At 51.2% G+C, this 25,694-nt stretch carries 27 protein-coding genes and 1 other annotated feature; of the genes, 17 read left to right on the forward strand and 10 right to left on the reverse strand.

All coding sequences use genetic code 11. The features are described 5' to 3' along the window. Nucleotides 1–10: 10 nt before the first annotated feature. A complete protein-coding gene (locus tag KNP92_RS04100) occupies nt 11–508 on the reverse strand; it encodes a hypothetical protein (protein ID WP_214837551.1) in 498 nt (165 codons plus the stop codon). Nucleotides 509–673: 165 nt separating this feature from the next. On the opposite strand from KNP92_RS04100, the gene KNP92_RS04105 reads away from it, so the two are divergent. Continuing rightward, a complete protein-coding gene (locus KNP92_RS04105) occupies nt 674–1,141 on the forward strand; it encodes a GNAT family N-acetyltransferase (protein WP_214837554.1) in 468 nt (155 codons plus the stop codon). Nucleotides 1,142–1,229: 88 nt separating this feature from the next. After that, nucleotides 1,230–1,946: an alpha/beta fold hydrolase gene (locus KNP92_RS04110; RefSeq protein WP_214837557.1), complete on the forward strand. Its 717-nt coding sequence runs from the start codon at nt 1,230–1,232 to the stop codon at nt 1,944–1,946. Nucleotides 1,947–1,971: 25 nt separating this feature from the next. Here KNP92_RS04110 and mnmM read toward each other — a convergent pair whose 3' ends face one another. Both mnmM and mnmL read right to left on the reverse strand, forming a co-directional pair. Beyond that, the gene (mnmM, locus tag KNP92_RS04115; RefSeq protein ID WP_214837560.1) at nt 1,972–2,541 is read right to left on the reverse strand and encodes a tRNA 5-(aminomethyl)-2-thiouridylate-methyltransferase MnmM; all 570 of its coding nucleotides are present in this window, start codon (nt 2,539–2,541) and stop codon (nt 1,972–1,974) included. Further along, the gene (mnmL, locus tag KNP92_RS04120) at nt 2,495–3,478 is read right to left on the reverse strand and encodes a tRNA modification radical SAM protein MnmL/YtqA (RefSeq protein WP_214837563.1); all 984 of its coding nucleotides are present in this window, start codon (nt 3,476–3,478) and stop codon (nt 2,495–2,497) included. The genes mnmM and mnmL overlap by 47 nt, the downstream gene beginning before the upstream one ends. 170 nt (nt 3,479–3,648) lie before the next feature. On the opposite strand from mnmL, the gene KNP92_RS04125 reads away from it, so the two are divergent. The 5 genes from KNP92_RS04125 to KNP92_RS04145 all read left to right on the forward strand — a co-directional run bounded on the left by KNP92_RS04125 (nt 3,649) and on the right by KNP92_RS04145 (nt 10,140). Further along, complete coding sequence (locus tag KNP92_RS04125) at nt 3,649–4,839, forward strand: MDR family MFS transporter (protein WP_260564086.1); 1,191 nt, start codon at nt 3,649–3,651, stop codon at nt 4,837–4,839. 126 nt (nt 4,840–4,965) lie between these two features. Then, entirely contained in the window at nt 4,966–5,712 is a 747-nt protein-coding gene (locus tag KNP92_RS04130; protein WP_214837567.1) for a bacteriorhodopsin-like, read from the forward strand. Nucleotides 5,713–5,769: 57 nt separating this feature from the next. Beyond that, nucleotides 5,770–5,986, forward strand: a binding site (T-box leader). A gap of 41 nt (nt 5,987–6,027) precedes the next feature. Continuing rightward, complete coding sequence (leuS, locus tag KNP92_RS04135) at nt 6,028–8,430, forward strand: leucine--tRNA ligase (RefSeq protein ID WP_214837603.1); 2,403 nt, start codon at nt 6,028–6,030, stop codon at nt 8,428–8,430. A 118-nt stretch (nt 8,431–8,548) separates the two neighbouring features. Next, a complete protein-coding gene (locus tag KNP92_RS04140; RefSeq protein ID WP_214837607.1) occupies nt 8,549–9,616 on the forward strand; it encodes a hypothetical protein in 1,068 nt (355 codons plus the stop codon). After that, entirely contained in the window at nt 9,613–10,140 is a 528-nt protein-coding gene (locus KNP92_RS04145; RefSeq protein WP_376778113.1) for a pyrophosphohydrolase domain-containing protein, read from the forward strand. Before KNP92_RS04140 ends, KNP92_RS04145 begins: the two co-directional genes overlap by 4 nt. Nucleotides 10,141–10,166: 26 nt before the next feature. On the opposite strand, the gene KNP92_RS04150 is transcribed toward KNP92_RS04145, so the two are convergent. Then, complete coding sequence (locus KNP92_RS04150) at nt 10,167–11,438, reverse strand: BaiN/RdsA family NAD(P)/FAD-dependent oxidoreductase (RefSeq protein WP_214837612.1); 1,272 nt, start codon at nt 11,436–11,438, stop codon at nt 10,167–10,169. A gap of 140 nt (nt 11,439–11,578) precedes the next feature. Between KNP92_RS04150 and KNP92_RS04155 the strand changes: the two genes are divergently transcribed. Continuing rightward, complete coding sequence (locus KNP92_RS04155; protein ID WP_214837615.1) at nt 11,579–13,276, forward strand: putative polysaccharide biosynthesis protein; 1,698 nt, start codon at nt 11,579–11,581, stop codon at nt 13,274–13,276. Beyond that, nucleotides 13,276–13,986, forward strand: a complete 711-nt coding sequence (locus KNP92_RS04160; RefSeq protein WP_214837618.1) for a pseudouridine synthase — start codon at nt 13,276–13,278, stop codon at nt 13,984–13,986. Before KNP92_RS04155 ends, KNP92_RS04160 begins: the two co-directional genes overlap by 1 nt. Nucleotides 13,987–14,070: 84 nt before the next feature. Here KNP92_RS04160 and KNP92_RS04165 read toward each other — a convergent pair whose 3' ends face one another. Beyond that, nucleotides 14,071–14,292, reverse strand: a complete 222-nt coding sequence (locus tag KNP92_RS04165; protein ID WP_034809203.1) for a DeoR family transcriptional regulator — start codon at nt 14,290–14,292, stop codon at nt 14,071–14,073. 306 nt (nt 14,293–14,598) lie between these two features. On the opposite strand from KNP92_RS04165, the gene pepV reads away from it, so the two are divergent. Genes pepV through KNP92_RS04195 form a run of 6 tightly spaced genes read left to right on the forward strand, consistent with a single transcriptional unit; the run spans nt 14,599 to nt 21,606 of the window. After that, complete coding sequence (gene pepV / locus KNP92_RS04170) at nt 14,599–15,984, forward strand: dipeptidase PepV (RefSeq protein WP_214837621.1); 1,386 nt, start codon at nt 14,599–14,601, stop codon at nt 15,982–15,984. A 60-nt stretch (nt 15,985–16,044) separates the two neighbouring features. After that, nucleotides 16,045–17,193, forward strand: coding sequence for an MFS transporter (locus KNP92_RS04175; protein ID WP_214837626.1), 1,149 nt, complete (start codon nt 16,045–16,047; stop codon nt 17,191–17,193). 5 nt (nt 17,194–17,198) lie between these two features. Further along, the gene (gene thpR / locus KNP92_RS04180) at nt 17,199–17,774 is read left to right on the forward strand and encodes an RNA 2',3'-cyclic phosphodiesterase (protein ID WP_214837630.1); all 576 of its coding nucleotides are present in this window, start codon (nt 17,199–17,201) and stop codon (nt 17,772–17,774) included. Then, a complete protein-coding gene (locus KNP92_RS04185; protein ID WP_214837633.1) occupies nt 17,744–18,583 on the forward strand; it encodes an NERD domain-containing protein in 840 nt (279 codons plus the stop codon). The genes thpR and KNP92_RS04185 overlap by 31 nt, the downstream gene beginning before the upstream one ends. A gap of 21 nt (nt 18,584–18,604) precedes the next feature. Then, complete coding sequence (gene pulA, locus KNP92_RS04190; RefSeq protein WP_214837636.1) at nt 18,605–20,770, forward strand: type I pullulanase; 2,166 nt, start codon at nt 18,605–18,607, stop codon at nt 20,768–20,770. A 50-nt stretch (nt 20,771–20,820) separates the two neighbouring features. Beyond that, a complete protein-coding gene (locus tag KNP92_RS04195) occupies nt 20,821–21,606 on the forward strand; it encodes a phosphotransferase family protein (RefSeq protein WP_214840195.1) in 786 nt (261 codons plus the stop codon). 49 nt (nt 21,607–21,655) lie between these two features. Here KNP92_RS04195 and KNP92_RS15915 read toward each other — a convergent pair whose 3' ends face one another. Further along, nucleotides 21,656–21,766 (reverse strand): cytochrome bd oxidase small subunit CydS, encoded by a 111-nt coding sequence (locus KNP92_RS15915; RefSeq protein WP_446681854.1) that lies wholly within the window; start codon nt 21,764–21,766, stop codon nt 21,656–21,658. Between the two features lie 136 nt (nt 21,767–21,902). On the opposite strand from KNP92_RS15915, the gene trmB reads away from it, so the two are divergent. After that, nucleotides 21,903–22,550: a tRNA (guanosine(46)-N7)-methyltransferase TrmB gene (gene trmB / locus KNP92_RS04200; RefSeq protein WP_214837639.1), complete on the forward strand. Its 648-nt coding sequence runs from the start codon at nt 21,903–21,905 to the stop codon at nt 22,548–22,550. 105 nt (nt 22,551–22,655) lie between these two features. After that, nucleotides 22,656–23,165, forward strand: coding sequence for a hypothetical protein (locus KNP92_RS04205; RefSeq protein ID WP_251136387.1), 510 nt, complete (start codon nt 22,656–22,658; stop codon nt 23,163–23,165). An 81-nt stretch (nt 23,166–23,246) separates the two neighbouring features. On the opposite strand, the gene dhaM is transcribed toward KNP92_RS04205, so the two are convergent. The 4 genes from dhaM to KNP92_RS04225 form a co-directional block, all read right to left on the reverse strand. Further along, entirely contained in the window at nt 23,247–23,618 is a 372-nt protein-coding gene (dhaM, locus tag KNP92_RS04210; protein ID WP_251136388.1) for a dihydroxyacetone kinase phosphoryl donor subunit DhaM, read from the reverse strand. Then, nucleotides 23,611–24,201 (reverse strand): dihydroxyacetone kinase subunit DhaL, encoded by a 591-nt coding sequence (dhaL, locus tag KNP92_RS04215; protein WP_214837645.1) that lies wholly within the window; start codon nt 24,199–24,201, stop codon nt 23,611–23,613. The genes dhaM and dhaL overlap by 8 nt, the downstream gene beginning before the upstream one ends. Nucleotides 24,202–24,220: 19 nt before the next feature. Beyond that, complete coding sequence (dhaK, locus tag KNP92_RS04220; RefSeq protein ID WP_214837649.1) at nt 24,221–25,198, reverse strand: dihydroxyacetone kinase subunit DhaK; 978 nt, start codon at nt 25,196–25,198, stop codon at nt 24,221–24,223. A gap of 101 nt (nt 25,199–25,299) precedes the next feature. Continuing rightward, entirely contained in the window at nt 25,300–25,602 is a 303-nt protein-coding gene (locus KNP92_RS04225) for a PepSY domain-containing protein (protein WP_024371334.1), read from the reverse strand. Nucleotides 25,603–25,694: the final 92 nt, after the last annotated feature.

A 25,694-nucleotide genomic window follows, 5' to 3' on the forward strand; every position in this document is an offset into this window, starting at 1 on the left:
TCGTTTTTTCTTATGACTGCTGTTTGTCTTCGGTCGATGGTTGTTCGTGACCGAGTGCCGTGTCTTTTGCTTCGACGACTTTCTCGCCGATCGACTGTAAATCGGATTTCGCTTCTTGTGCCGTCTCGACGACTTTATTGACGTCTTGTTTGACTGTGTCTGCTTCACCGGCCACTTTTTCGTAGACGTTTTGGACATCTGTCGCCACTTCCTGGATAATCCCTGAAGCCGCCTTCACTTGATCGATGACTTGTGACGCTTTGCCAGCAGGATCTTCTTTCACGGTCTCTACTAAGCTACCGACTGATGACTTGGCGTTCGTGAGCGATTGCTTCGTGTTTTTCCGGTTCGACGAACTGAGTAGTGCAAGTAAGCCGCCGACCAATGCACCGAGCAAGATTCCATTTACAACGCTGATACGAGGAGAACTCGATTCGTACTGATCGAATTGGCGGTTTGGACTGTCTGCTTGAGTCGCGTGCGGATCGTGCTGTAATGGTGGTTGCATAGTAAAACACTCCCTTTTTTTAATTTGGCATTGCTTCCTTATACCCTTGTCAATTTCGAACTTAACCCGTTCTCGTGTTTCGTCATGAAAAAGTAATGAAGCGGCAGGATATTTTTGACGGGATGGGGAATGATAGTACTAGATTGGCCAAAAGGGGGAGCTGTCATGAAGATGAGGGAAGCCGTGCCGGAAGATGCCGCTTTGATTCGAGAAATCGCGCTTGCGACGACGGACGCGGACAACGCACGTGCGCGCGTGATGGAACGGGCGTATCAGCTCGAAGAAATCGTGCGCGCCATCAGTTCGAGTGAAGAAGCGAAAGAGCAATTGTTCATCGTCGGAGAGACGGACGGTGACGTCATCGGGTTTTATCATGCGATTGACCGAGGCGATACGTGGGAAGTACTTCGTCTTTACCTCCATCCGGCCCATCACCGTCAAGGGTTAGGGGCAGAACTGTTAATGCATTTAGAAGAGCGAAAACGGCAGCCGGTCGAACTGTATGTCGAGAGTTCAAACGAGCAGGCACTCGCCTTCTTAGATCACCAATCGTTTATCGAGTTAAATCGGATTCAAGAAGAAGTGTACGATGAACCGATGGAGCTCGTGCATTTACGATATGACCCACGCTAAGACTCCAGACGGATTTTGATTGAAACATCAGTCGAGGCTGATGTTTTTTGTTAGAATAAAACAGACATACTAATAATGAGGTGACAGCATGACATACGAAGAAACATCACGAAAAGGGGTCATCGTGATTGTGTATCCGCTCCAGTTCACGTCTCGGGTCAGCGAGGCGTTCGTCGAGCGATTGCGAACAGACTACGAGGTGCTCGTCGTCGCTGGGCCCGCGCTCGGGTTGACGGCCGAAGACCATAAACAGCTAATAAAAAATACGCTCCGTGAAGCTGGACAATACAAGTTGCCGATTCACGTCGTCGCCTTCAGTCTCGGCGCGCTGCTAACGAACCGTCTGTTACAGGAGTACGATGTCCCGCTCGGCAGCTTGACGTACATTTCGCCACTCTTTGACTGGCATGCGTCCCGTCAAATCGGTGGATTGAAACAAGTCGTCGCTTCCGCCGTCGATCGCTTCCGTCCCGATTTGCCGCTTGGCATGATGACGTTTACAGGAGGCGGGGAAGAATCGTCTCGATTTGGTGAGATCACGTACGCGCAATATCGTGAAATCGAGGAAGAAATTGTCGAGCACCAAGAGGAGAAGAAGCATTTACCGCGCTTACCGCTCGCTTGTTTCTACGCCCCTGACGACCGTTTCGCTGATGTGAAGCTGACGCTGAACGTCTGCCGAAAAATCGGAGGCGACCAAGTCTACATCCGCCGCCTCGAGGGGTTCCCGCATTTTGGTTATGAGCGACTGAACACGAAGTTCGCGGAGACGCTGTTGACGTTTTATGATTTGATTCAAGAATAAAGGCGACTCCTCCGAGTCGCCTTTATTATGCCCGCTTTTCAATCGCGATGATGAACGGGGGATGATTCACTTGGTTGATAAAGCCGTATCGCAGCACACCGGCCTGTTTTTGGTCGAGCGACTCGACGTAAGCGAGTACTTCGTCGCGTTCGACTTTCCCGCTATCGTGACCATGATAGATGACGACGACGATGACGCCGCCGATGGCCATGACGTCCTGCAACTGGCGTAGCGCATCGATGGTCGTCTCACCGGTCGTCGTGACCGTTTTATCGCTTCCGGGTAAGTACCCGAGGTTAAACACGGCGGCCGTGATGGGCCGTGTCTCGTTTTCGACGACGGTCCGAACAGTATGATGGCTATCGTGAATGACGCTAACTCGTTCGGACATGCCGGCTTCCTCGAGCCGCTGTCGTGTCGCCGTGACCGCCTCTTCTTGAACATCGAACGCGTAGACGTGTCCGTCGCCGACAAGCTCAGCTAAAAATAAGGTATCGTGTCCGTTACCGGCCGTCATATCGATGGCGACCGTACCGGGCATGACGTGTTCACGTAACAGGTGTTTCGCGAACGGTAAGACTCTCATTAATCCCATATCTCTCATCCTTCTTTTTTCCTTGGAAGGAATCGCGGCGTTCCAGTTCGGCATGAATGGCGTTCAAGACGGCCATCTTGTGCCGGCTCCACATCGGTCCAATCAACAACTCAGGCGGGCCGTCGCCCGTCAACCGATGGATGATCACATCTTCCGGTAACACCTCGAGCTGATCGCAGACGAGGGAGACGTATGTCGCCTCATCCATCAAGTCGAAGAGCCCTAACGCGTACTGCCGGGCGAGCGGTGTATGTTTCAAGACGTGGAGCAAATGGATCTTGATTCCTTGTATGTCCATTTTAGCAACTTCTCGCGCCGTGTCGAGCATCATCTGTGGCGTCTCGCCCGGAAGGCCGTTGATGATATGAACACAAACACGGATGTTGTGGCGGCGAAGTTTCGCCAGTCCGTCACGAAACGTCGCGTAGTCGTGGCCGCGGTTGATTTTCTTGCCGGTTTTGTCATGGATTGTCTGTAACCCGAGCTCGACCCAAAGCGACGTCCGCTCGTTCAGTTCGGCGAGGTACTCGACGACATCGTCCGGCAGACAGTCGGGACGGGTCGCGATCGATATTCCGACGACGCCTTCCTCTTCAAGTGCTGGCTCGAACAGCTCACGTAAGCGCGTGACCGGTGCATATGTATTACTGAACGCTTGAAAGTAAGCGATATAACGTGCGTCTTTCCATTTTCGGTGCAGCCGGGCCTTTCCTTCGGCGAACTGGATGGGGATGGGGTCGCACGCATTTCCGGCAAAGTCACCACTCCCATCATCTGAACAAAACGTGCACCCCCCTCTTGACACGAGACCGTCCCGATTCGGACAAGTGAAGCCACCGTCGAGTGGGACTTTGAACACTTTCCCGCCATACTCTCGGCGATACGCTTCGTTCAACTTATTATATCTGGCTTCACCAAATGGGTTAATCATCTTCATCCTCTCCTTATTTGCTCATGTTATCACATACTGTTTAATGCAAAACTTCAGAATGAGTACTTTTTCTTGACAGTTATAGACCGTTCCGTTAGCTTGGAGAAGGACTAATTTTGAATTCGGCCGTCGTGCCGAATTTTTATCGTTTAGGCGATGGGAAAGGAGGAATTGGCGTGAACAAGAAAATGCCGATCTCAATATGGATTTTGGTCATCGCGATGGCGCTCAATACGACAGCGGCGTCTTTTTTATGGCCGTTCAATACGTTATATATTAATGGCTATTTAGGAGAATCGATGACGCTTGCCGGCATCGCGCTTCTCGTCAACTCCGCCCTCGCCATCGTCGGAAATTATATCGGTGGTACGTTGTTTGACCGGCTCGGCGGCAAGATGACGCTCGTGATTGCGGTATCGTTACTGCTTGCTAGTTCGCTCGGGTTTCTATTGTTCCATGCGACGTTTATCGGCTATTTGGTCTGGCTTGGGCTGATCGGCTTCTCGGGCGGGCTCGTTTTCCCGACAGTGTACGCTTTCGCCGGCTTGATCTGGCCGGAAGGAGGCCGTCGTTCGTTCAATGCGATTTACGTTGCGCAAAACGTCGGGGTCGCACTCGGGACGGCAATGAGCGGACAAGTGGCACGCCTCAACATCGAATGGATTTTTTATGCGAACTTTTTCTTGTCGGTCCTATTCGTCGTCGTGCTCTTATTCGGGTTCCGTTACTTGAAAGAAACGACGCGTCCTGTCATCCAGTCGCAACTTGAGGCGGCCGCAACGACGTTGTCCGGTGCGACGATGAAATCGATGTGGTACGTCGCTATCGGTTACGCCGCCCTCTGGTTCGTTTACGTCCAGTGGCAAGGGACGATTGCCGTCCACTCGCAAGGGCTCGGCGTGACGATTAGCGAATATTCACTCCTTTGGACGGTGAACGGGGCGATGATCGTGTTCGCACAACCGCTCCTCAACCGCATGCTACGTCAATTCGAGGACGACTTGAAGCGTCAACTCATCGTCGGTGGCGTCATTTTCCTTGCCGCCTTCCTGATCGTGCCGTTTGCCGGCGGTTTTGCGATGTTCATGGTTGCGATGGTCGTCATGACGATCGGCGAGATGTTCATTTGGCCGGCCGTCCCGACGATTGCCGCGAAACTGGCACCTGCCGGGAAAGCGGGCCAATATCAAGGCCTCGTCAATATCGCGGCATCAGTCGGACGCATGATCGGTCCGACGATGTCCGGTTTGTTATATGACGTCTTTGGCATCCATGCGGTGTTCGGCGTGATGATTCTACTCAGTTCGATCGGTTTATTCTTCTTCATCAAGACGGGTTCACTGAATCGACAAACATCAGAAGAATAAGCATATTGCGAGCATCTTCACACACATTGCCTGATGGATATCTGAATTAAAATAAAGGTGAGGATCCTTTCAAATCGTTACGTCGGGTCGTCTTTCGTGTATTCATGAGCGAAGGAGAGGAACAATATGAGTGAAGAAGTGAATTTACTTGTATTGGCGACACAGTATATGTTTTGGGTTGGGTTTGTTGGCATGGCGGCTGCGACGCTCTACTTTTTAGTGGAACGCAACAGCCTCGATCCGGAGTATCGTTCTGTTGCGACGGTTGCTGCGCTCGTCACGTTCGTTGCGGCGATTCATTATTATTTCATGAAAGATGCGGTCGGCGATTCAGGTTTGTTATCTGAAATTACAGGATTTCCGACAGAGATTCGGTATATTGATTGGCTCGTGACGACGCCACTCTTACTCGTGAAATTCCCGTTGCTGTTAAGTTTGAAAGGGAAGATGAAGACTGGATTACTGACAAAATTAATTGTTGCAGACGTCATCATGATTGTGGCCGGCTATCTCGGGGAATCGTCAATCAATTTGAATGGCGGCTTTACTCAGCTTGGACTTTGGGGCTATCTCATCGGCTGTTTGGCTTGGCTCTATATCATCTATTTGTTGTTCACGAATGTCACGAAAGCGGCGGAGTCGTCCCCAGAGCCGATTCGAAAAGCACTGCTCAACATGCGTCTCTTCATTTTAGTCGGTTGGGCGATTTATCCGATTGGTTATGCGGTGACATTGTTCGCAAGTGGCGTCGAAGTGCAGCTCGTACGGGAATTGATTTATAACGTTGCCGATTTGGTCAACAAGGTCGGGTTCGGACTCATCGCGTTCTTTGCGGTCAAAACGATCTCGACGATGAAACAAATTAAGACGTAACGAAAAGTTCACATTGACGCGGTTTTTTATCTTGGGATAGAATGAAAGGGTAGATAAATTATCGCGATGAAAAGGAATAGTATCGTCTTGTCTGTATAGTAGAGAGCCGGTGGTTGGTGCGAACCGGTATATGGACGTCGAGAACTCGCCTTGGAGCTGTTTGCCTGAACGCAAGTAGGGTGAACCGGAGTTACGCCACGTTATCGGCGTCTCAAGTGGCAGAAATGCAACATGGGTGGTACCGCGGAGAGCTTTCAAGCCTTTCGTCCCATTACCGGGGCGGAAGGCTTTTTATTATGCAGAGGAGGATGAAGGTTGGACTACTTTAAACATCAAGACATCGAGCCGAAATGGCAAAAACGTTGGGAAGAGAAAGAGGCGTTCCGGACGACAGAAGACCCGGACAAGGAGTGTTTCTACGTCCTTGATATGTTCCCATACCCGTCAGGAGCCGGACTTCACGTCGGTCACCCAGAAGGGTATACAGCAACAGACATCATTGCCCGTATGAAGCGGATGCAAGGCTTTAACGTCCTCCATCCGATGGGGTGGGACGCGTTCGGTCTTCCAGCCGAGCAGTATGCGTTAGATACCGGGAATGACCCACGTGAATTCACAGAACGCAACATCGGCACGTTCCGTCGCCAATTGAAGGAACTTGGATTCTCGTACGATTGGGACCGTGAAATCAGCACGACAGATCCGAAATACTATAAATGGACACAATGGATCTTCACGCAGCTCCATGACCGTGGCCTTGCCTACGTCGATGAAGTCGCCGTCAACTGGTGCCCGGCACTCGGAACGGTACTTGCCAACGAAGAGGTCATCGACGGATTGTCGGAGCGCGGGAACCACCCGGTCTACCGAGTACCGATGAAACAGTGGGTGCTTCGTATCACAGAGTATGCAGAGCGCTTGCTTGATGATTTGGAAGGACTTGATTGGCCGGAGAGCGTCAAAGAGATGCAGCGTAACTGGGTCGGCAAATCGGTTGGGGCCGAGGTCGATTTCAAAGTGGACGGTCACGACAAGGTCGTCACAGTGTTCACGACGCGTCCCGACACGCTCTACGGGGCGACGTACGTCACACTCGCGCCAGAGCATCCGTTCGTGAAAGCAATCGCGACGCCAGAACAAGCGGTGGCCATTGAAGCATATGTCGAAGAAGTCTCGAAAAAGACAGACCTTGAACGGACGGACCTCGCGAAAGAGAAAACGGGCGTCTTCACGGGCGCATACGCCATTAACCCGGTAAATGGTGAGAAGCTTCCGATTTGGATTGCCGACTACGTCTTGTCGACATATGGGACGGGAGCGGTCATGGCCGTTCCTGGTCATGATGAGCGCGACTACGAGTTCGCACAAACGTTCGATCTCCCGATCCGAGAAGTCGTCCAAGGCGGCAACTTGGAGGAAGCTGCTTATGTCGAAGACGGCGTGCACATCAATTCAGGCTCACTTGATGGGCTTAACAAAGCCGATGCGATTGCCAAAATCATCGAAGAACTCGAACTCGCCGGCACGGGCCGCGCGAAGACAACGTATCGTCTCCGCGATTGGTTATTCAGCCGCCAACGCTATTGGGGCGAGCCGATTCCAATCATTCATATGGAAGACGGCACACTCAAGACGGTAGCGGTTGAAGAGCTTCCACTCGAACTTCCGATTATCGATGAAATCAAACCGTCGGGTACAGGCGAATCTCCGCTCGCGAATGCGGACGAGTGGTTGACGTACACGGATCCGGTGACAGGTGAGAAGGGGCGTCGCGAGACGAACACGATGCCGCAATGGGCCGGTAGCTGCTGGTATTACATTCGCTTCATCGATCCGCATAACGAGGACATGATCGCAGACCCAGAAAAGTTGAAGCGTTGGCTTCCGGTCGATTTGTATATCGGCGGTACAGAGCATGCGGTCCTTCACTTGCTCTACGCGCGCTTCTGGCATAAAGTGCTTTACGACATCGGCATCGTGCCGACGAACGAGCCGTTCCAAAAGCTCTATAACCAAGGGATGATTCTCGGTGAGAACAACGAGAAGATGTCGAAGTCAAAAGGCAACGTCGTTAACCCGGACGATATCATCAAATCGCACGGTGCCGACACACTTCGTCTTTATGAAATGTTCATGGGACCACTCGATGCAGCCATCGCTTGGTCGACGAACGGTCTTGACGGTGCCCGTCGCTTCCTCGACCGCGTCTGGCGTTTGTTCGATCAATCGGAGCTTCAAGACGTCGCACCGAGGGCCGACTTTGAACGGACGTACCATCAGACGGTGAAGAAAGTGACCGAGGATTACGAAGCGCTCCGTTTCAACACGGCGATTTCGCAACTCATGGTGTTCATCAACGAGGCGTATAAACAAGACACGCTTCCAAAACAAGAGATGGTCGACTTCATTAAGATGCTCGCGCCGGTTGCGCCACACTTGGCCGAAGAATTGTGGGAGCGTCTCGGGATGACGGAAGATTTGACGTACGCGGCATGGCCGACGTTCGATGAGTCGAAACTTGTTAGCGACACGATTGAAGTCGTCATTCAAGTGAACGGAAAACTTCGTGCGAAGATGCACGTAGCCCGCGACGCATCGAAAGATGTGCTCGAGAACGAGGCACTCGGAAACGAGCGTGTCCAAGAGTTCACGGAAGGAAAGACAGTCCGAAAAGTGATTGTCGTCCCTGGCAAGCTCGTCAATATCGTCGTAGGATGACGGAAAAGAACGTGTGACATTGTCACATGTTCTTTTCTTTTCGTTGACGTCGTTTTCTTTTTCGGGCGGGTTTGATACACTAAAGGGCGATACTGCAGAAAAAGGGGACAAACCGTCCATGAAACGTTCTTACGTACTCTATACGACTTCGTTCGCCGTATTGGTCGGGCTGATTCTCTGTTACGTGCTCGTCTTTTCAGACGAAGAGATTCAACGACAAATCGGGGCGACGTTCGATAAAATCGACATTCAAACGAGCCATCAAGCGACGCCGCTTCCGCCGGTCGAAGCTTCACCAGACGATGAGGACATCGATACAACCGATGCGCTCGAACAGATTCAAAATATTGACGAAGTATACTATAGCGACACAATCGGCGCTTATCTCGTATTGACGAAGAATCGCGAGTTCTTTGAAGTGAGCGGGAACGCCAACCGTGTCATTTCCTCGCTTCAACTTGAGAATGAAGGGCAAGCGTTAAAATTAAACGAGTTCATCGGCATGCGAATGATCACAGAAACGAAAGTACTTGCGGTCACGGCAAATGGCGTCCTCGTGACGATTGAGCGGGAAGGCGGCCGTTGGATTGAGCAAGAGCGTAAAGTGATTGCTGGTATCCGTCCGGGTGACCGTTTGTTTGGGCTCGGCTATGACCAAACGACCGAACGCCTGATTATCATGAACCGCGAATCGGGAACGACCGACGTCGAGATTCTCTACATCGAGGAACGTATCACGGAAGTCGAGACGGAGGAGCGGAATGAGCCGGAGGGCGAGTCGAGCGGTGACGACGAAGCGACGGGTGAAGAGACGATTGATGTTGATGCGGTCTCACCAGAAGACGAAGCGTTGCAGACAGAGGCAGAACCTGATCCAGAGCCGCTCAGCGAATGGGCAATTGAATCGCGTAAAGCGCTCACGACGACGGGCATGAGTGCTTCGATTCAACAAAAATTCGAGAAATTCCGCGGTGTTGGGCTTGTCGAACGGCAAGGGCGGATTTATGTCCTCGACTCCGAGGAGCTCGTCTTATATACAATCAACCCGAATGAAGGGACGATGAACGGTCAGATGGTGACACCACGCGTGTACGGATCGACCGGTGTGTTCCTACAAGACAATGAAATTTTTGCAATCGTACGACCAGACGTGTTCGACCTAGACGCTTTCGTCTCGGTCGACTGATAGGAGAGATCACGATGAGTAAACGCTATTTTTTTGAAGAAGTTCGTCAATTCCATGAAACGTTCGGACACCCGGAAGCGAAGACGCCGCAACCACTCGTCCTCGACCGCGCCGTCAAACGCTCGGTCTGGACGGCCGAAGAAGCGGTCGTGGAGTTTTTACATCAATCGTCTCGTAACGAAGCGGAATTTTTAGAGGCCGTCGCCACCTTCAAGCAAGGACTGGATCAAGCGGTCGACAAGTCGTTATCGATGCCGTTGCCTGAATCTGACGTCGAACGTCTCGTCGGACAAGGCGACGCGCTCACAGACGCGCTTTATTTCGTCATGGGTAGCTTCGTCGAGCTCGGGCTTGATCCGGTGCCGTTGTTTGAAATCGTACAACGGGCGAATATGGCGAAACTCGGACCGGACGGTAAACCGATTTTGCGCAAATCGGACAACAAAATCATGAAGCCAGAAGGGTGGATGCCGCCTGAGCCGCAACTTGAGGCTGAGGTTCTCCGACAGATGGCAAAAAAATAAAAGTAGGTGGTCGCGACCACCTACTTTTATTTTGCATCAACGGAAGCGAATTCCGCTGCATGAGACCCGGCGCAATGTCCAGTCGTGAATGCGGCCGTGATGTTATAGCCTCCTGTATAACCGTGGATATCGAGCACTTCGCCGGCGAAGAAGAGGCCGGGTGCTTTTTTAGACATCATCGTTTGCGGGGCGATTTCCTTGACGGAGACGCCGCCGCCCGTGACGAACGCCTTATCAAAATCGAGCGTCCCGATGGCGTGGAGTTCAAATGTCTTAAGTCTTGTCGCGAAGTCGAGGACCGATTGTTTCTTCAATTGGCTTGCATCTTCATCTCCGAACGCAAGTGCCGTGAGCAACAAATCGAGCATCCGTTCCGGGATGAAGCCTTTCCAGACGTTTTTGACCGCTCGTTTCGGTTGTGATTGCACTTGTTTGAATAGCTCTTGATACAGCTCGTCGCGCGTCATGTCTGGGAACAAATCGAGCGACATCGTCACGACACGTTCTTTGCTACGTTTCCGCTCTTTAATCGTGTACTGGCTACAGCGAAGGGCAATCGGTCCGGAGATGCCGAAATGTGTAAAAATCATATCCCCGCGATGCGTCTTGATCGGTTTTCCTTTTTTACCGTGGACGGTGAGCGCGACGTCTCGGAGCGAGAGCCCTTGTAATTCCTTCGTCCCGATGAAGGCGTCGTTCAATTTGATTGGCACTTCGGTCGGAAACAGCTCGGTGATCGTATGACCGGCCTTCTCGGCCCACGGGTATCCGTCACCGGTCGACCCGGTATGTGGGACCGACTGTCCGCCGACGGCGATGACGCATGCGTTCGCCTCGATGCGTTCGCCGTCCTCAAGTTCGACGGCTGCGAACTCGTTTTCTTCATTAAAATGGAGCGTCTTCACTTTGGCATTCTTTCGAATCTCGACTCCGAGGTCGTCGATGGCACGGAGCAACGTGTTGACGACGTCTTGTGCCTTGTCGGTCACCGGGAACATCCGGCCGTTGTCTTCTTCTTTTAACGGGATGCCGAACCCGGTGAACAAATCGATAATCGACTGGTTATCGAACTGGGCGAGGGCGCTATAGAGAAAACGACCGTTACCCGGGATGAACTGAACGAGTTCGTCGACAGGCTTGCGATTCGTCACATTGCAACGGCCGCCGCCCGAGATGGCGAGTTTACGCCCGAGTTTGGAACCTTTATCGATCAGGAGCGTGCGCGCGCCGGCTTTCGCGGCGGCATAAGTCGCCATGAGCCCGCTCGGCCCGCCTCCGATGATGATGACGTCTTTCATGATGGTATACCTCGTTTCTATCAAATCAATTGGTAAAATTATCGTAACTTTATTATCCGCAACAGTAAGAGTATAATGAGAAACAGTTGTTTTGTAAAACGAAGTTATTTTAGGAAGAACCGAATAGATGGAGGTAACGCATGTCATCAAGCGTCAAACAAGATACAGGAAGAGAGTCCTTCGTCAGAGGAACGCTCCTTCTATCCGCCGGGAACTTGATTTCCCGGATGCTCGGGTTGTTATATACGTTCCCGTTCCAAGCGATGGTCGGGATTGCCGGGGTCACGCTTTATCAAGCGGCGTATACGTATTACGCACTCATGATTGCCATCTCGACAGCGGGTATCCCGGTTGCCGTCTCGAAGTTTATCGCCAAGTATAATGCACTCGGCGAATATGGAACGAGTCAACGGTTGTTCCGTCAAGGGATGAAGCTCATGCTCGCCACCGGTGTCGTTGCGTTTCTCATGTTATTTTTCGCGGCGCCGTGGCTCTCAGAGCTCATGGTCCGTAACTCTGACAACAATCAACAATATGTTGATTCGCTCACGCTCGTCACGCGCAGCGTCAGTTTCGCATTACTGCTCATCCCGGCGATGAGCATGGTTCGTGGTTACTTCCAAGGCCATCAGGATATGGCCCCAACGGCGATTTCGCAAGTCATTGAACAAATCGTCCGCATCTTGTTCCTACTGAGCGGGACGATGCTCGTCTTGTTCGTCATGGCTGATTCAGAGTGGATTCGTCCGCTTGCTGACACACTCGGAGGCACCGGTGCGGTCGAGACGACGGAGTTGAACGGACTGAAAGTACTCGCCGTCACGATTGCGACGTTTAGTGCGTTCATCGGTGCGATTGGAAGTATCGTCGTGCTCGCCATTTACTGGCGGAAACGGAAAGCGATTCATCGTCAGACGGAAAATCCGGCTGGAACCCCGGTCCGTTCGATGAAATCGCTCTTACTCGAATTGCTCAGTTATTCGATTCCAATCGTCATGGTCGGACTGTCGACACCACTCTATCAATTTGTCGATCAGTTGACGATGGTGAACACGCTCCTCAACTCAGGGAAGACCGTGTCCGAGGCGACGTCGGCGTTCGGTTTCTTGACCGGGAACGCCCATAAGATCGTCTTGATTCCTGTCTCGATTGCCGCGAGTGTATCGATGGCGACCATCCCGCTCGTCACGCGGTCGTTCACGCACGGAGACATGACGAAAGTGCGCAATCAAGTGAACCATATTTTCCAAGTGTCGTTCTTCGTGACGATTCCGGCGGTCATCGGTCTCGTTGCATTGGCTGAACCGTTGTTCGGGACGTTGTTCCCACGTGACCGGGAAGGCTGGGTGTATTTACTTCACTACGCACCGAGCGCCTTCTTCTTAGCGTATTATTCGGTCGCCGCAGCGATTCTGCAAGGAATCAACCGTCAATACTTCACCATCTTCGCCACGGCGATGGGACTTTTAGCGAAAATCGTCCTGAACGTCCCGTTCGTCTATGTACTCGGCGGCATTGGGGCCGGATATGCGACGATTGCCGGCTATATCGTCGCCATCGTGCTCATGGTTTGGAAGATTCAACGGGCTCTACATTTCCCGTATAAACAGTTGCTTCGCCGGACGATGCTCATGTTTGCGATGGGGGCTGTCATGTTTATCGTCGTCTATGGATCGTTGTTCCTCACGTTGAACGAAGAACCGAGCTGGGGAAATGATATCCTCGCGACGTTCGTCGGATTCGGTCTTGGTCTCGTCGTCTATGGGTACCTCGGTTGGCGAAGTCATTTGGCCGGTAAGTTGTTAGGGAAACGATTCAAGTATCGGAGGAAAGCATAATGCGGATTGATAAATTGTTAGCGAATATGGGTTACGGTTCACGAAAAGACGTCAAGATTTTACTGAAGCAAGGCGTCGTCCGAATCGACGACCAAGTCGTCAAAGACGCCAAGCGGCAAGTTAAACTCGAGACGGAACGCGTGACCGTTTATGGCGACGTGGTCGAGTATCGTCCGTTCGTCTACCTCATGATGAACAAACCGGAAGGGGTCGTCAGTGCGACCGAGGACCAAGTCGAGACGACGGTCATCGAACTGATTGATCCGTCCTATGCGCATTATGAACTGTTTCCGGTCGGACGACTCGACAAGGATACGACGGGACTGCTGTTGTTAACGAATGACGGGGCGTTCAATCACGCGCTCATGTCCCCACGAAAACACGTCGATAAAGTGTATGTCGCTGAAGTCGATGGCGAGATGACCGTCGAGGAGGTGCGTCGATTCGCTGAAGGCGTCGAACTCGAAGATGGGTATACGACGAAGCCGGCTCGTCTCGAAGTCATCAGCCGGAACGGACGTCGTTCGACGATTCGCTTGACGTTGTCTGAAGGGAAATATCATCAAGTGAAACGAATGGTGGCGGCTGTCGGCAAACACGTCGAGCGGCTCGAGCGCATTCAAATTGGGACACTCGAACTTGACCCTACGCTTGAGCGAGGGGCGTACCGAGAGTTGACGACGGAAGAGCTTGACCGTTTATTATCCTAATCACGAGGTCGATGGACGAGAGGTTCATCGACCTTTCTTATACAAAAAAAGAAGCCTCGAGTGAGACTTCTGCGTAATTTTTATTCAATTTGCCGTCTTCAATGACCGTTTTGAAGCGGTCCACGTGCCACGACTTGGACTCTCAACAAGATTGTTGTATTCAAGCACGTTCAAATCACGCTGTACCGTGCGCGATGTGATTCCGAACTCTTCTACTAGTTCTGAAGTGGTGACGCATTCCCTTTCGTTAATGAACAAATAAATGGACTTGATGCGGGTTAGCATACGATCTGTTGAACCTTTCATTGGATGACCTCCCAATGCGTAGAATGGTAAACAAAAAACCGACAGACGACAAAATGAAATATGAAATTGTTATTTTCTAAAATTACACCTTTAGTATACCGCTCTCTGATAGAATTGCAAGGGAAAAGCACGAACGATTGAATTGTTAAGGAGATGTTACGAACGTAAATATCGAATGAACGATTTGTAAAGTAGGGGAAAAGAGACTAAAAGACGAACGAAAAAAACTTTCCGAAATGAATGTTCGTCTTTCTAACATTTGGCTATACTAATAAAGGAGACAATATTCGCAAAGGGGAGATTGACATGAACTGGAGACAAGAAGTCGATACACGAAAAGAGGCGTTTTTGGACGACTTACACGGGTTGCTCCGCATCCCAAGCATCCTCGACGAATCGAAAAGTGGTCCGAATGAGCCGTTCGGCCCAGACGTGCGCCGTGCCCTCGACTATATGTTCGAGCTTGGTCAGCGTGACGGATTTACGACGAAAGACGTCGGTGGCTATGCCGGACATCTCGAGTATGGAGAAGGAGACGAACTCGTCGGCATCCTTTGCCATTTAGACGTCGTACCGGCCGGTGAAGGGTGGACGTATGGGGCGTTCAATCCGACGATTGCGGACGGAAAGATTTATGCGCGCGGGAGCAACGACGATAAAGGGCCGTCGCTTGCCGCCTATTACGGGTTAAAGATTGTGAAAGAGCTCGGCTTGCCGCTTTCGAAACGGGTCCGACTGATCGCGGGTTGTGACGAGGAAAGTGAATGGCGCTGCGTGCGCGAGTATTTCAAGCATGAAGAGATGCCGACGTACGGATTCGCACCGGATGCCGATTTCCCGATCATTAACGCTGAAAAAGGGTTGTACGACGGGATTTTAAAACAAGTTCCGATTCAACGAGTACCAGGAGCAAAACATCAATTGATTTCGTTCGTGAGCGGAGAACGTCCGAACATGGTCCCGGACTTTGCCACGGCCGTCTTGAAGACAGACGAGGTGCTCGAAGAGAAGTTCGAAGCCTACCTCGAGAAATACGAGGCGGACGGGACTTGCGTCTATGACAAAGGAGAATATACGTTCACGATGCGAGGGGTTGCGGCCCATGCGATGGAGCCGGATAACGGTGTGAACGCGGCATACGTCCTTGCCGGCTTCTTGTTGCCGCTCCCGCTTGATATTCAAGGGGAACGGTACATTGAGTTCATTCGTCACGTCTTTGCGGACTCACGCGGAATCTCACTCGGCATTGAGGCGAGTGATGAGACCGGGGACTTAACTGTCAACGGTGGCGTATTCCGTTATAACACGGATGAACGCACAGCGACGCTCAATATTCGCTATCCGTATACAGCGAAGTTCACAGAACGGTTGCAAAACTTAAAAGAAATCGCGCTCTCGTTCGGTTTCGAACTGTCGACACGGCAACATATGCCGCCGCATCACGTGGCAGAAGACCATCCGCTCGTCAAGACGTTACAAGCCGTGTACGAACGTCAAACCGGTGAATCGGCCAACTTGATGGCGATTGGTGGGGGTACTTACGCCCGGTCACTCGAGGCGGGTGTCGCGTTCGGGGCGTTGTTCCCTGGCGCGAAAGACGTGGCCCATCAAGTCGATGAATACATGGAAATTGAAGATTTATTACGGGCGGCTGCGATTTATGCGGAAGCCATCTATGAGCTCGCTAAATGAAAACACGTAGAGAGCTGACTACATTGGTCAGCTCTCTGTCTATTTGAAAGGAAGTTTATTGTGAATCAGCAAAAGCGGTTATATCAATCGATTTATGTTGCCATCTTCTTCGCCCAAGGTGCATTAATCCCTTACATGACGTTATTTTTTTCTCAAGCACGATTTGATTTGTCTCCGAGTGAGGTCGGGACGATCGTCGCGATTCTGCCAATCCTCTCCATTGGAGTGCAACCGGTATGGGGAATGCTCGCCGACCGGACCGGGCGCGTCCGAGCTTGGCTCGTCCTCGCGATGGTCGGTGCTGCCGCCCTCTCGATTACGTTCTTATTTGCGACAGCTTATTTATGGATCGTCTTGTTGATGGTCGCGTGGTCCGTCTTCCAATGCGCACACATCCCGCTCGTCGACATGATGACGCTCGATTATACGGCCCGCGCGAAAATCGATTACGGTGCGATTCGCCTCTACGGATCAGCCGGTTTCGCCATCGCCGTCTTCATGATGGGTCGGATCGCCGATACGCCGTGGGGGCTTTCGAGCACGTTCCTCCTCAGTGCCATCGTTCTCGTCCTTGGAAGTATTGTCTTGCGCCGGATTGACGAGCCAGGGTTGACCCAAACGACGGTCGCACCGTTCGCCTGGTCCGCCGTTTGGAACGTGCCGTTTGTCGCTTTTTTAATCGGGGGCATGCTCGTCTTCGGTCCGATTTATGCGAACAACTATTATTTCGGCATCTATGTGACGAGTATCGGAGGGTCGACGACGCTCGTCGGAACATTGTTCCTCGTTGCCGTCTTGTGTGAGATTCCGTTCATGAAAGTGGCGCATCAAATCGTCCTAAAACTCGGGACGGTGAACGTACTCGCGGGGGCAGCGTTCATTTCGGCCGTTCGAAACGGGTGGCTCGCCCTTGAACCGCCGCTTCTCGTCGTCTGGATTTTAGCAATTGTCCAAGGACTCGTCGTCGGTTTACTCATCCCGGTCGCCCTTCAGTTCGTGCGGAGCCTCGTCAGCTTGAATGTCACGTCGACAGCCATCGGCGTTTACATGGCACTTACATCCGGTTTGGCAACGGCCGCGTTTAACCAGTTGAGTGGAATCATCATTGAAGTCGACAGCATCATTGGTGTATTTTGGATGTACACCGCAGTCAGTCTCCTTGGAGCGGTACTCTTTTTAGGAATGAATCGGTTCCGTGAGAAAGGATGATTCCGATGACGACCCATTATTTTATCGCACTACCGATGGAAGCAGACGAATTTGCACGCATTCAAAGGGAAGTGATCCCTTATTATTCTTACCGCCGCATCTATCGGCCGGACGAATTTCACTTGACTCTTCAATACCTTGGGGCGCTTGATGAGGACCAAGTCGAGACCGTGAAGGAAATCACGAAACACGTCGCGGATGAGACGAGACCGTTCACGTTGACGTTCGAACAAATCGATTTCTTCGGCCGGCCTGATCGTCCACGCGTCTTGACAATTGTTCCTGAAGCGTCGCCTGCGCTCACTACCTTTGTAAGTGCACTACGGACACAGCTTCATGAGGAAATACCGGGCCTCGACCGGAAGTCGTTCGTCCCCCACGTCACGCTTGCGAAAAAGTGGGACAGTGGTCACGTGATCCCGCATCTCGCACCGACGTTTCAGATTACCGAAGCAATTGACGTAGCCGTCTTATATCGAATTAACCCAAGTCACACCCCTGCTTATGAAGCGGTGGATGTATTTCCGTTAACGCGCTCAGAGGAGGACACATGGCGATCCCGATTAAAATTTTTGACGTAACGTCAAAATATGAACGTAACGTTTTAGACCAGTATAATCGTTATCAAGAATATATCGAATCGGACACGGCACGCATGCGGCGCTTGCACGAGCTCAACCGTCTAAATCCTCCGGAAGTTATTGAGTTTGATAACCCATGGTGGAAATTTTGGAAGAGAACGGAGCGCATCGAATTAGAACCGAACCCGTTGACCGATGCTCAGTTTCAGGCGCTTTTAGCGTCACGGAAGAAAGTACAAAAGTTACAGTTTGCTTGCGAAGGGGCGACGGAAGCGGACGTCCCGTTGCTCGCATTTTTACGAGACTTCGGCTACCGGCACATGTTGACGGAATGGAACGAACATCATTTCTTCATGTTCCGACCTGTCGTCCATTGGAACGGGGCGACGGTCGAACTGAGTCATCTTATCGTCGGACCGTCCCATCTTTATATCGTCGAATGGTTAGAAGGGGACCGAAGCATTTATCACATATCCAAAGCCAAGACGTGGATTCATCAACCGCTCAAAGGGGAAAATACTCGTGTAGTCAATCCACTCATCGCCTTGACACGAACAGAGGAAATTGTCCGTCTGTTTCTTCCGTCCTATGATGGGGTCATACAAAAAGTGACGGTGGCCCCGAACGGCTATTTCGATCATGTACCGACATCAAGCACGACGCAGTTCATCTCTCGGTCCGATTACGACCAATGGATGAGACAAGTGAACGGACGTGCCCCGATCGTGAAAGCCCAACAAATTCGAGATGTGGCGACACTTCTAGACCAGACAGCACAGATGCCGTTTCGACAATTTATGGATCAGTAGGTAGGAGAGGATGGAACGCGTATGCATCACACACCCGACCAACAGACGACGACTCACGCGACAATCGAACGAGCCTCTTTATTGTCGTTCGAATTGATTCGGCTTGAAGTCGTCTCAGAATATGAAGCCATTCCTGTACAGATTGAACAAAACGGTCGCCCCATCGACTATACGATTGTCGATGAGCGCTGGACCGAGACAGGGACGATTGAGCGAGATGTGAAGTTGTCCCGCCCCGTCTCGCTCGAGACCGTCTATACGGTCTTCCACCCGGGCCATCGGACTATCGTTGTCGTCCCGCGGGAAATCGTCCAAACCGAAGAATTTGAACGTCGTTATGCGTATGATGGGCCGCTCGGACTCGTGTTTGGTTCTTCCTCGATTGAAGCATTCGTTTGGTCTCCGGTCGCCTTCTCGATTTGGGTGACAGTGCACGATGAGACGAACCATCGTGAAATCGATCGATTCAGAATGATGCGACAAAGTCGCGGCGTCTGGCATGCCGATATTCCGCGCTTGTATGAGGGCCAATTTTATCGACTACACGTGAAAACGCCGGTCGAGACGAACGATGTCGTCGATCCCTACGCGAAAGCCGTCAGTCTTAATGGCGAGTTTGGCGTACTGGTCGATGTTGAGTCCCACCTCGCGTCGAGCGTCGAGAAAGTAGAGCGACCGCCGCTTCGAAAAGCGACCGATGCCGTCATTTATGAGCTTCACATTCGAGATTTTACGAGTCATCCGTCATCGACGAGCGAAATGAAAGGATTGTACGGCAGCGTCGCGGAGGCCGGTCTCGTGACACGTGCCGGGCATCGTGCCGGACTAGACTATATAAAAGAGCTCGGTGTGACCCACGTTCAGCTATTGCCCGTCCACGATTTCGGAAGTATCGATGAGGCGACCCGTATGCCATACAATTGGGGATACGACCCGATTCACTGGTTCGCGCTAGAAGGGAGCTATGCGAGTGAACCGAGTGAGCCGCTTTCTCGCGTGACCGAATATGCAGCGCTCGTCACCGATTTGCATCGTGCAGGTCTACGCGTTGTCGTCGACGTTGTCATGAATCACGTCTACGTCCGAGAACAGTCCGCACTTGAAGCGCTCGTCCCGTATTACTTTTTCCGATATGAACATGACGGCACGGTGGCGAACGGGACAGGAGTCGGTAACGATACCGCCTCTGAGCGTTATATGATGCGCCGGATGATTGTCGACTGCGTGTCGTATTTTGCGTCGACGTACCACGTGGATGGTTTCCGGTTCGATTTAATGGGGATTCATGATGTGGAGACGATGAATCAAGTACGCATCGCACTCGACAAAATCGATCGTTCCATCCTTATGTATGGGGAAGGGTGGGATTTGGCAACGCCGCTCAGTCCGTCAGCGAAAGCGACATCGCATAACGCTGCCCATATGCCAAGAATCGGTCACTTCAATGATATGATGCGCGATGCGCTCAAGGGCTCGTCATTTAATGAGCGTGAGCGGGGATTCGTCTCTGGCAACGAATGGCGAGAATGGGAATTGCGAGAATGTCTGACCGGTGCCGTTCAAATTCCGAACGTGACGGTCGGTCGGTTCCCGAGTCCGCAATACACGATCAATTATGTGGAAGCGCATGATAACCATACGACGTACGATAAGTTAAAGCTATCCTGCGAGGACATCGATGAATCGACACGGCTGCGAATGCAGCGGTTCGCCACCGCCATCGTGCTCACGTCACAAGGGGTCCCGTTCTTGCACGCTGGACAAGAATTCGGACGCACGAAACACGGGATCGAGAATAGCTATAATGCGCCGGACCGAATCAATCATTTCGATTGGGATCTTCGTGACGAACGCTCACATGAAGTCGAATATGTGAAGACGTTACTCAAACTAAGACGGCGGCACACATGTTTTCGTTATGATACGCGACAACAAGTCATCGAACAGTTCAAATTTTTACCGTCACCACCAGGCGTCATCGCCTATGAAGTGACGGCGAGCCATTCGTATGATGCGTGGCAACGTGCCCGCGTCTATTTGAACGGAACGTTCAAGGACGTGACGTTCCACGCGGAAGGGAGCTGGAACGTGTTTGTTCAAGGCGAGACGGCGAGCCTGACTCCGATTGAACGGAATCCAAAAGAGATTCGAGTCGAGTCGTTGTCAATGACGATTATCGCGTGTTAATATGGTGATTGTATCTTTTTAACTTCTTATGAGATTTGAGCGTGATGACTATGTATTCAGATATAATCGGTGCGCTCGGCGAGGAGTGGACGGTCGCCTCGGCAGGCGGCATCACAGGCGAGGCATACGTGGCGACGACGCGCCAACAAAAAATTTTCGTCAAGCGAAATTCGTCACCATTTTTGGCGATTTTATCTGCCGAAGGCATCGTTCCGAAATTGTTATGGACGAAACGGATGTATAATGGCGATGTCCTCAGCGCCCAACAATTTATTGAAGGCCGTGAATTATCACCAACCGACATGCAACGTTCAGACGTAGCGGCCCAACTTGGAAAAATCCATCACTCGAAAGAGCTATTATTCATGTTACAGCAACTAAATCATACACCCGTCACGTCGGCCCTTTTGCTCCAACAATGTGTCGCGTACGGGCAAGACGAATCCAATCACGTCATCGATGAGGCGGTGCAGTGGCTCACCCGTCATCAGCCAATTGATGATGAGAGGGAACTCGTCGTCTGTCATTCTGATTTGAATCATAACAATTGGTTAGAAGATGAAGCCGGTCAACTGTATTTGACTGATTGGGACGATGCGATTATCGCTGATCGTGCTTTCGACTTAGCCATGGTGCTCTATAGTTACGTGGATGAGGCGGATTGGGCGACATGGTTTTCTCAATACGGGGTCAAATTGACGTCGTTATTGCGTGAACGCATGCATTGGTACGCCGTCGCCCAAACCGTGCTCACGATTTACGGGGAACAAAGTGAGTTAGAACGTCAAGAGGGCCTTTCCGTCTTGAAAGAGCTTCTTGACGAAACGGATGAATGAACCTAAAAAAGGGATGACCCGATTATCGGGTCATCCCTTTCAGTATGCATCACACATCATCTGGCTTCATAAAGAACGCCCATACGAACGTCGCGATGACGGCGCTGAAAAATGTCAGTGGGGCCGCATAAAAAATCAAAAATTGGTCCAACGTGCTCATTAACATAACCTCCCTACGAAGGATGATATACGTTCATTAAACAATGTTTTCGTGTATAATCGCAAGGGGACTGCTTGCTCGATGGGCCACAGTCGGAATAAACTTGAACATTTCATGAACGAAAGGTAGGATTTTCATGCGATTACGCCATAAGCCTTGGGCGAAAGATTATATGCAGGCTCAAGAACACGTTTTTATTACCGAACCAGAGACGTTAAAAGGGAAATGGAGCGAGGAGTTCGGAAACGACCATCCGCTCTTCATCGAGGTCGGCTCAGGGAAAGGTCAATTTATTTTAGGGATGGCGAAACAATTTCCGGACGTCAACTTTATCGCCATTGAGTTGTTCGAGAGCGTGGCCGTATCCATCGTTCAAAAATTGGTCGAAACGCCGATGGCAAACGTGCGTGTCTTGACCGTCGATGCGAAGCAACTCGTCGACTACTTTGAAGCTGGCGAAGTCGACCGAGTCTATTTGAACTTCTCAGATCCGTGGCCGAAAACACGTCATGCGAAACGACGTTTGACGTATAAGACGTTCCTTGCCACGTACGAGGCGGTCTTGCCGCGCGGGGGCGAGATTCATTTTAAGACAGATAACCGCGGTCTATTCGAATACTCGCTCGAAAGTATGAGCCAGTACGGGATGTACTTCACGGATATTTCACTTGATCTTCACGTGAAGGAACCAGAAGATAATGTCAGAACAGAGTATGAAGAGCGGTTTAGCGCCATGGGACAGCCGATCTATCGAATGGAAGCCGCCTTCCGCTCGAAAATTTGACACGCTTTTTTCTTATTTTAATAGCATTTTCTTCACACTTTTTTCTTTCTTCTTGGTACAATAGGAATGACGCTAAATTGGAATTAGAGAAGGGGGAACATGGGGATGTTGAAAAAAGCATGGGCAAGCCTGCTTGCAGTAATCTTCATTCTAACAATTGCACCACTTAATACGTCGGCGAACGAGGCGTTCTTGGATGCCCTCGAAGAGGACTTAAAAGCCACGCATTATGATTACAAAGAAGGAACGGCTGAAATCATCAAGCAAGAGACGCTCCGGTCTTCGAACGGCAATGAAATCATTGCAGCGGTTGTCGAAATCGACACGATTCGTGACGGCATCTTCATCACACGTAAGACGGAATACCATTACTTCGATGCGACAGAAAACAAGATTTTAGCTACAGCAGATCTTGGTGAAGTCGAGGGAGCAACAGAATTTTCAGATGCAAACATCGATTTGCTCGGACAAAAAGTTGTTTACTGGTTACCTGTGTTAATCATGTTGTTGTTGATTGCGATTCCAGCACTCGTCTTATTCTTCGTCGTGCCACGTTTCTACTCGACGACAGAATACATGAACCCGATTTACGAGAAAAACGATAACCCACGCTAAATGAAAAGAGCCGAATGAACTGCCCTATAAAGTTGGAATTTCATGTCCGACTTTTATGGTTCAGTTCAAAAGGCTCTTTTTTTACGTTTCCTGTTGCAATTGATCCATGATTTGATCGAGTTCCATCCCGTTTCCAGACGACACAGCTGCAACGAACGCACTTTCGACGATCGGACCGTCATAAAATTGGACGGTCTTGTCACCTTCATACATGTCGACAGCCAGTTCGGCGTTCATAGTAGCCGAACCGATGTCGGATAAGAGAAGGGCTTCTTTATCGACGGCTTCGATGGCCTCGAGGATTCGGGTCACATCTGTCCCGATACTGCCGTCCTCGAGTCCGCCAGCGAGATGGATGGGTACAGTTGGAGCCATTTCCTTCAACAAGTCTTGAATCCCTTCAGCAATTTTGTTGCTATGGGAGACGATGATGAGTTCGACGATCTCAATCAACCTCCTTCATGATGGCTTTCAAGATGATGGCGCTTGACATCGCTCCAGGGTCAATCGTGCCCCGCGAACTCTCTCCGAAATAAGAGGCGCGGCCTTTCGTTGCTTTCATGTCTTCCGTGTCTTTAACGAGTCGATCGAGTTTTTCAGTGAAATCGTCCGATTCGGACAAATCCGTCAAAAACGGTTCCCACACATCGACCATCGTTTTTTGGCCAACCTCGGATTTTCCACGTGCTTTAATGGACGCGGAACCTTCTTCAAGCGCCGACTTGACGAGTGAGAAGTCAGCTTCGGTCGCATCGCCGAACGCTGTCGCGGCTTTGACGAAAGCCGAGCCGTATAACGGGCCGGCAGCTCCACCGACTTTTGCCATGAGCGTCATGCCGACTTTTTTACTTAAGGCCCCAAGGGAGTCATAGTCCTCATTTAAAATGGTGGACACAGCGTCAAAACCGCGTGACATATTGATGCCATGATCCCCGTCCCCGATGGCGCGATCTAAGTCGGTCAACGTATCTTTATTTGCCTCGATTTCTGATTGGGCGTTCCGTAGCGCTTCTTTCAATCCATCAATCGTTAACATGCGATCAACACCTCATTCGTCAAATTTTGAACCCGTGTGCGGCCGAAGGCGCATCCAAATATGTCGTGATTTCTTCGTCAAGCGGAAGGAGCGTAATGGAGAAGCCGTGCATCTCGAGCGACGTCATATAGTTGCCGACATACTTCCGCTTCAACGTATAGCCGGCGTCCTCTAGTTTTTTGGCGACGAAGTGATACGTCACATACAGTTCAGACAGCGGTGTACCGCCCATGCCGTTGACCATGACGGCCACTTCACCAGGCTCGACTTCTTGTTTCAAATGGTCGAGCAAGTCGTCAACGATTGAGTCGACGCTCGTCGTCGGTTTCCGTTCGACCCCACGCTCCCCGTGAATCCCGATCCCGATCTCCATTTCTTCTTCGTTTAAATCGAAGCCAGGTTTACCGCTGACCGGCATGTAACACGGTTCGACGGCCATCCCCATCGAGCGGACGTGGCTCGCGACCTTCTCGGCAACGGCTTTCACTTCTTCGAGCGACTTGCCGCTTGCAGCCGCTGCACCGGCGACTTTATGAACGAACACAGTACCGGCGACGCCACGACGGTCGTCTTTGTTTGAGATGGCGACATCATCGGCGACGACGACGTGGTCGACTTTGATGCCTTCGGCGTCAGCCAGTTCGGCCGCGAGTTCGAAGTTCATGACGTCACCGGCGTAGTTTTTCACGACGAGAAGCACGCCGTTCCCACCATCCGCCGCTTTAATTCCTTCAAGTACCATGTCCGGCGTCGGTGAGGTGAACACTTCTCCACACACCGCCGCGTCGAGCATCCCATCGCCGACATAACCAGCGTGCGCAGGCTCGTGTCCACTTCCGCCACCGGAGACGAGACCGACTTTTCCAGACTTCGCGCCATCGGCCCGACAGATGACGTTTACCCCTTCGATACGACCGTACACATCAGGATGGGCATGGACCATTCCTTCCACCATTTGCGATACGAGCTCATTTGCCTCACCGATCAGTTTCTTCACGAGGGATCACTCCTTTTCATTTTTAAAAAAGTACCAATTACATTTTTCCACTTTTATCGTAGGATTAAACAAAAAAAGCCGGCGAGTATTCGCCGACTTGATTACGCATATTCAAGTAGTGCACCAGTCTCAGAATCGACTGTGAACTGGTATGTTTTTTCTTCGTCATTCTCAAGAACGGAAATGCCGCCTTTGAAGACGTCATACTCGCGACCGTCATACGTATACACTTCAGGTGATGCCGAGATCCATGCCCCTTGGACATGACCTTTGGCAGAAAACGCGCGTTTCGTGTATTCGAGCGCATCCTCAGCCGATAAGCTTCGTTCATCTAACACTTTCTTCGTCATAAGTGCGGCAACGACAGCGACCCCGATTCCAACTAACCAATACCTTTTCTTCATATGACTACCTCCCCTTGAACTATGGCTATCATGTACATCGTACCAAAACCTGTACCCCATTGGAATGAAAACCATTCGCATCTAGTGAAATC

This window comes from Exiguobacterium sp. s122 (assembly GCF_018618475.1).
GTDB classification, from domain to species: domain Bacteria; phylum Bacillota; class Bacilli; order Exiguobacteriales; family Exiguobacteriaceae; genus Exiguobacterium; species Exiguobacterium himgiriensis.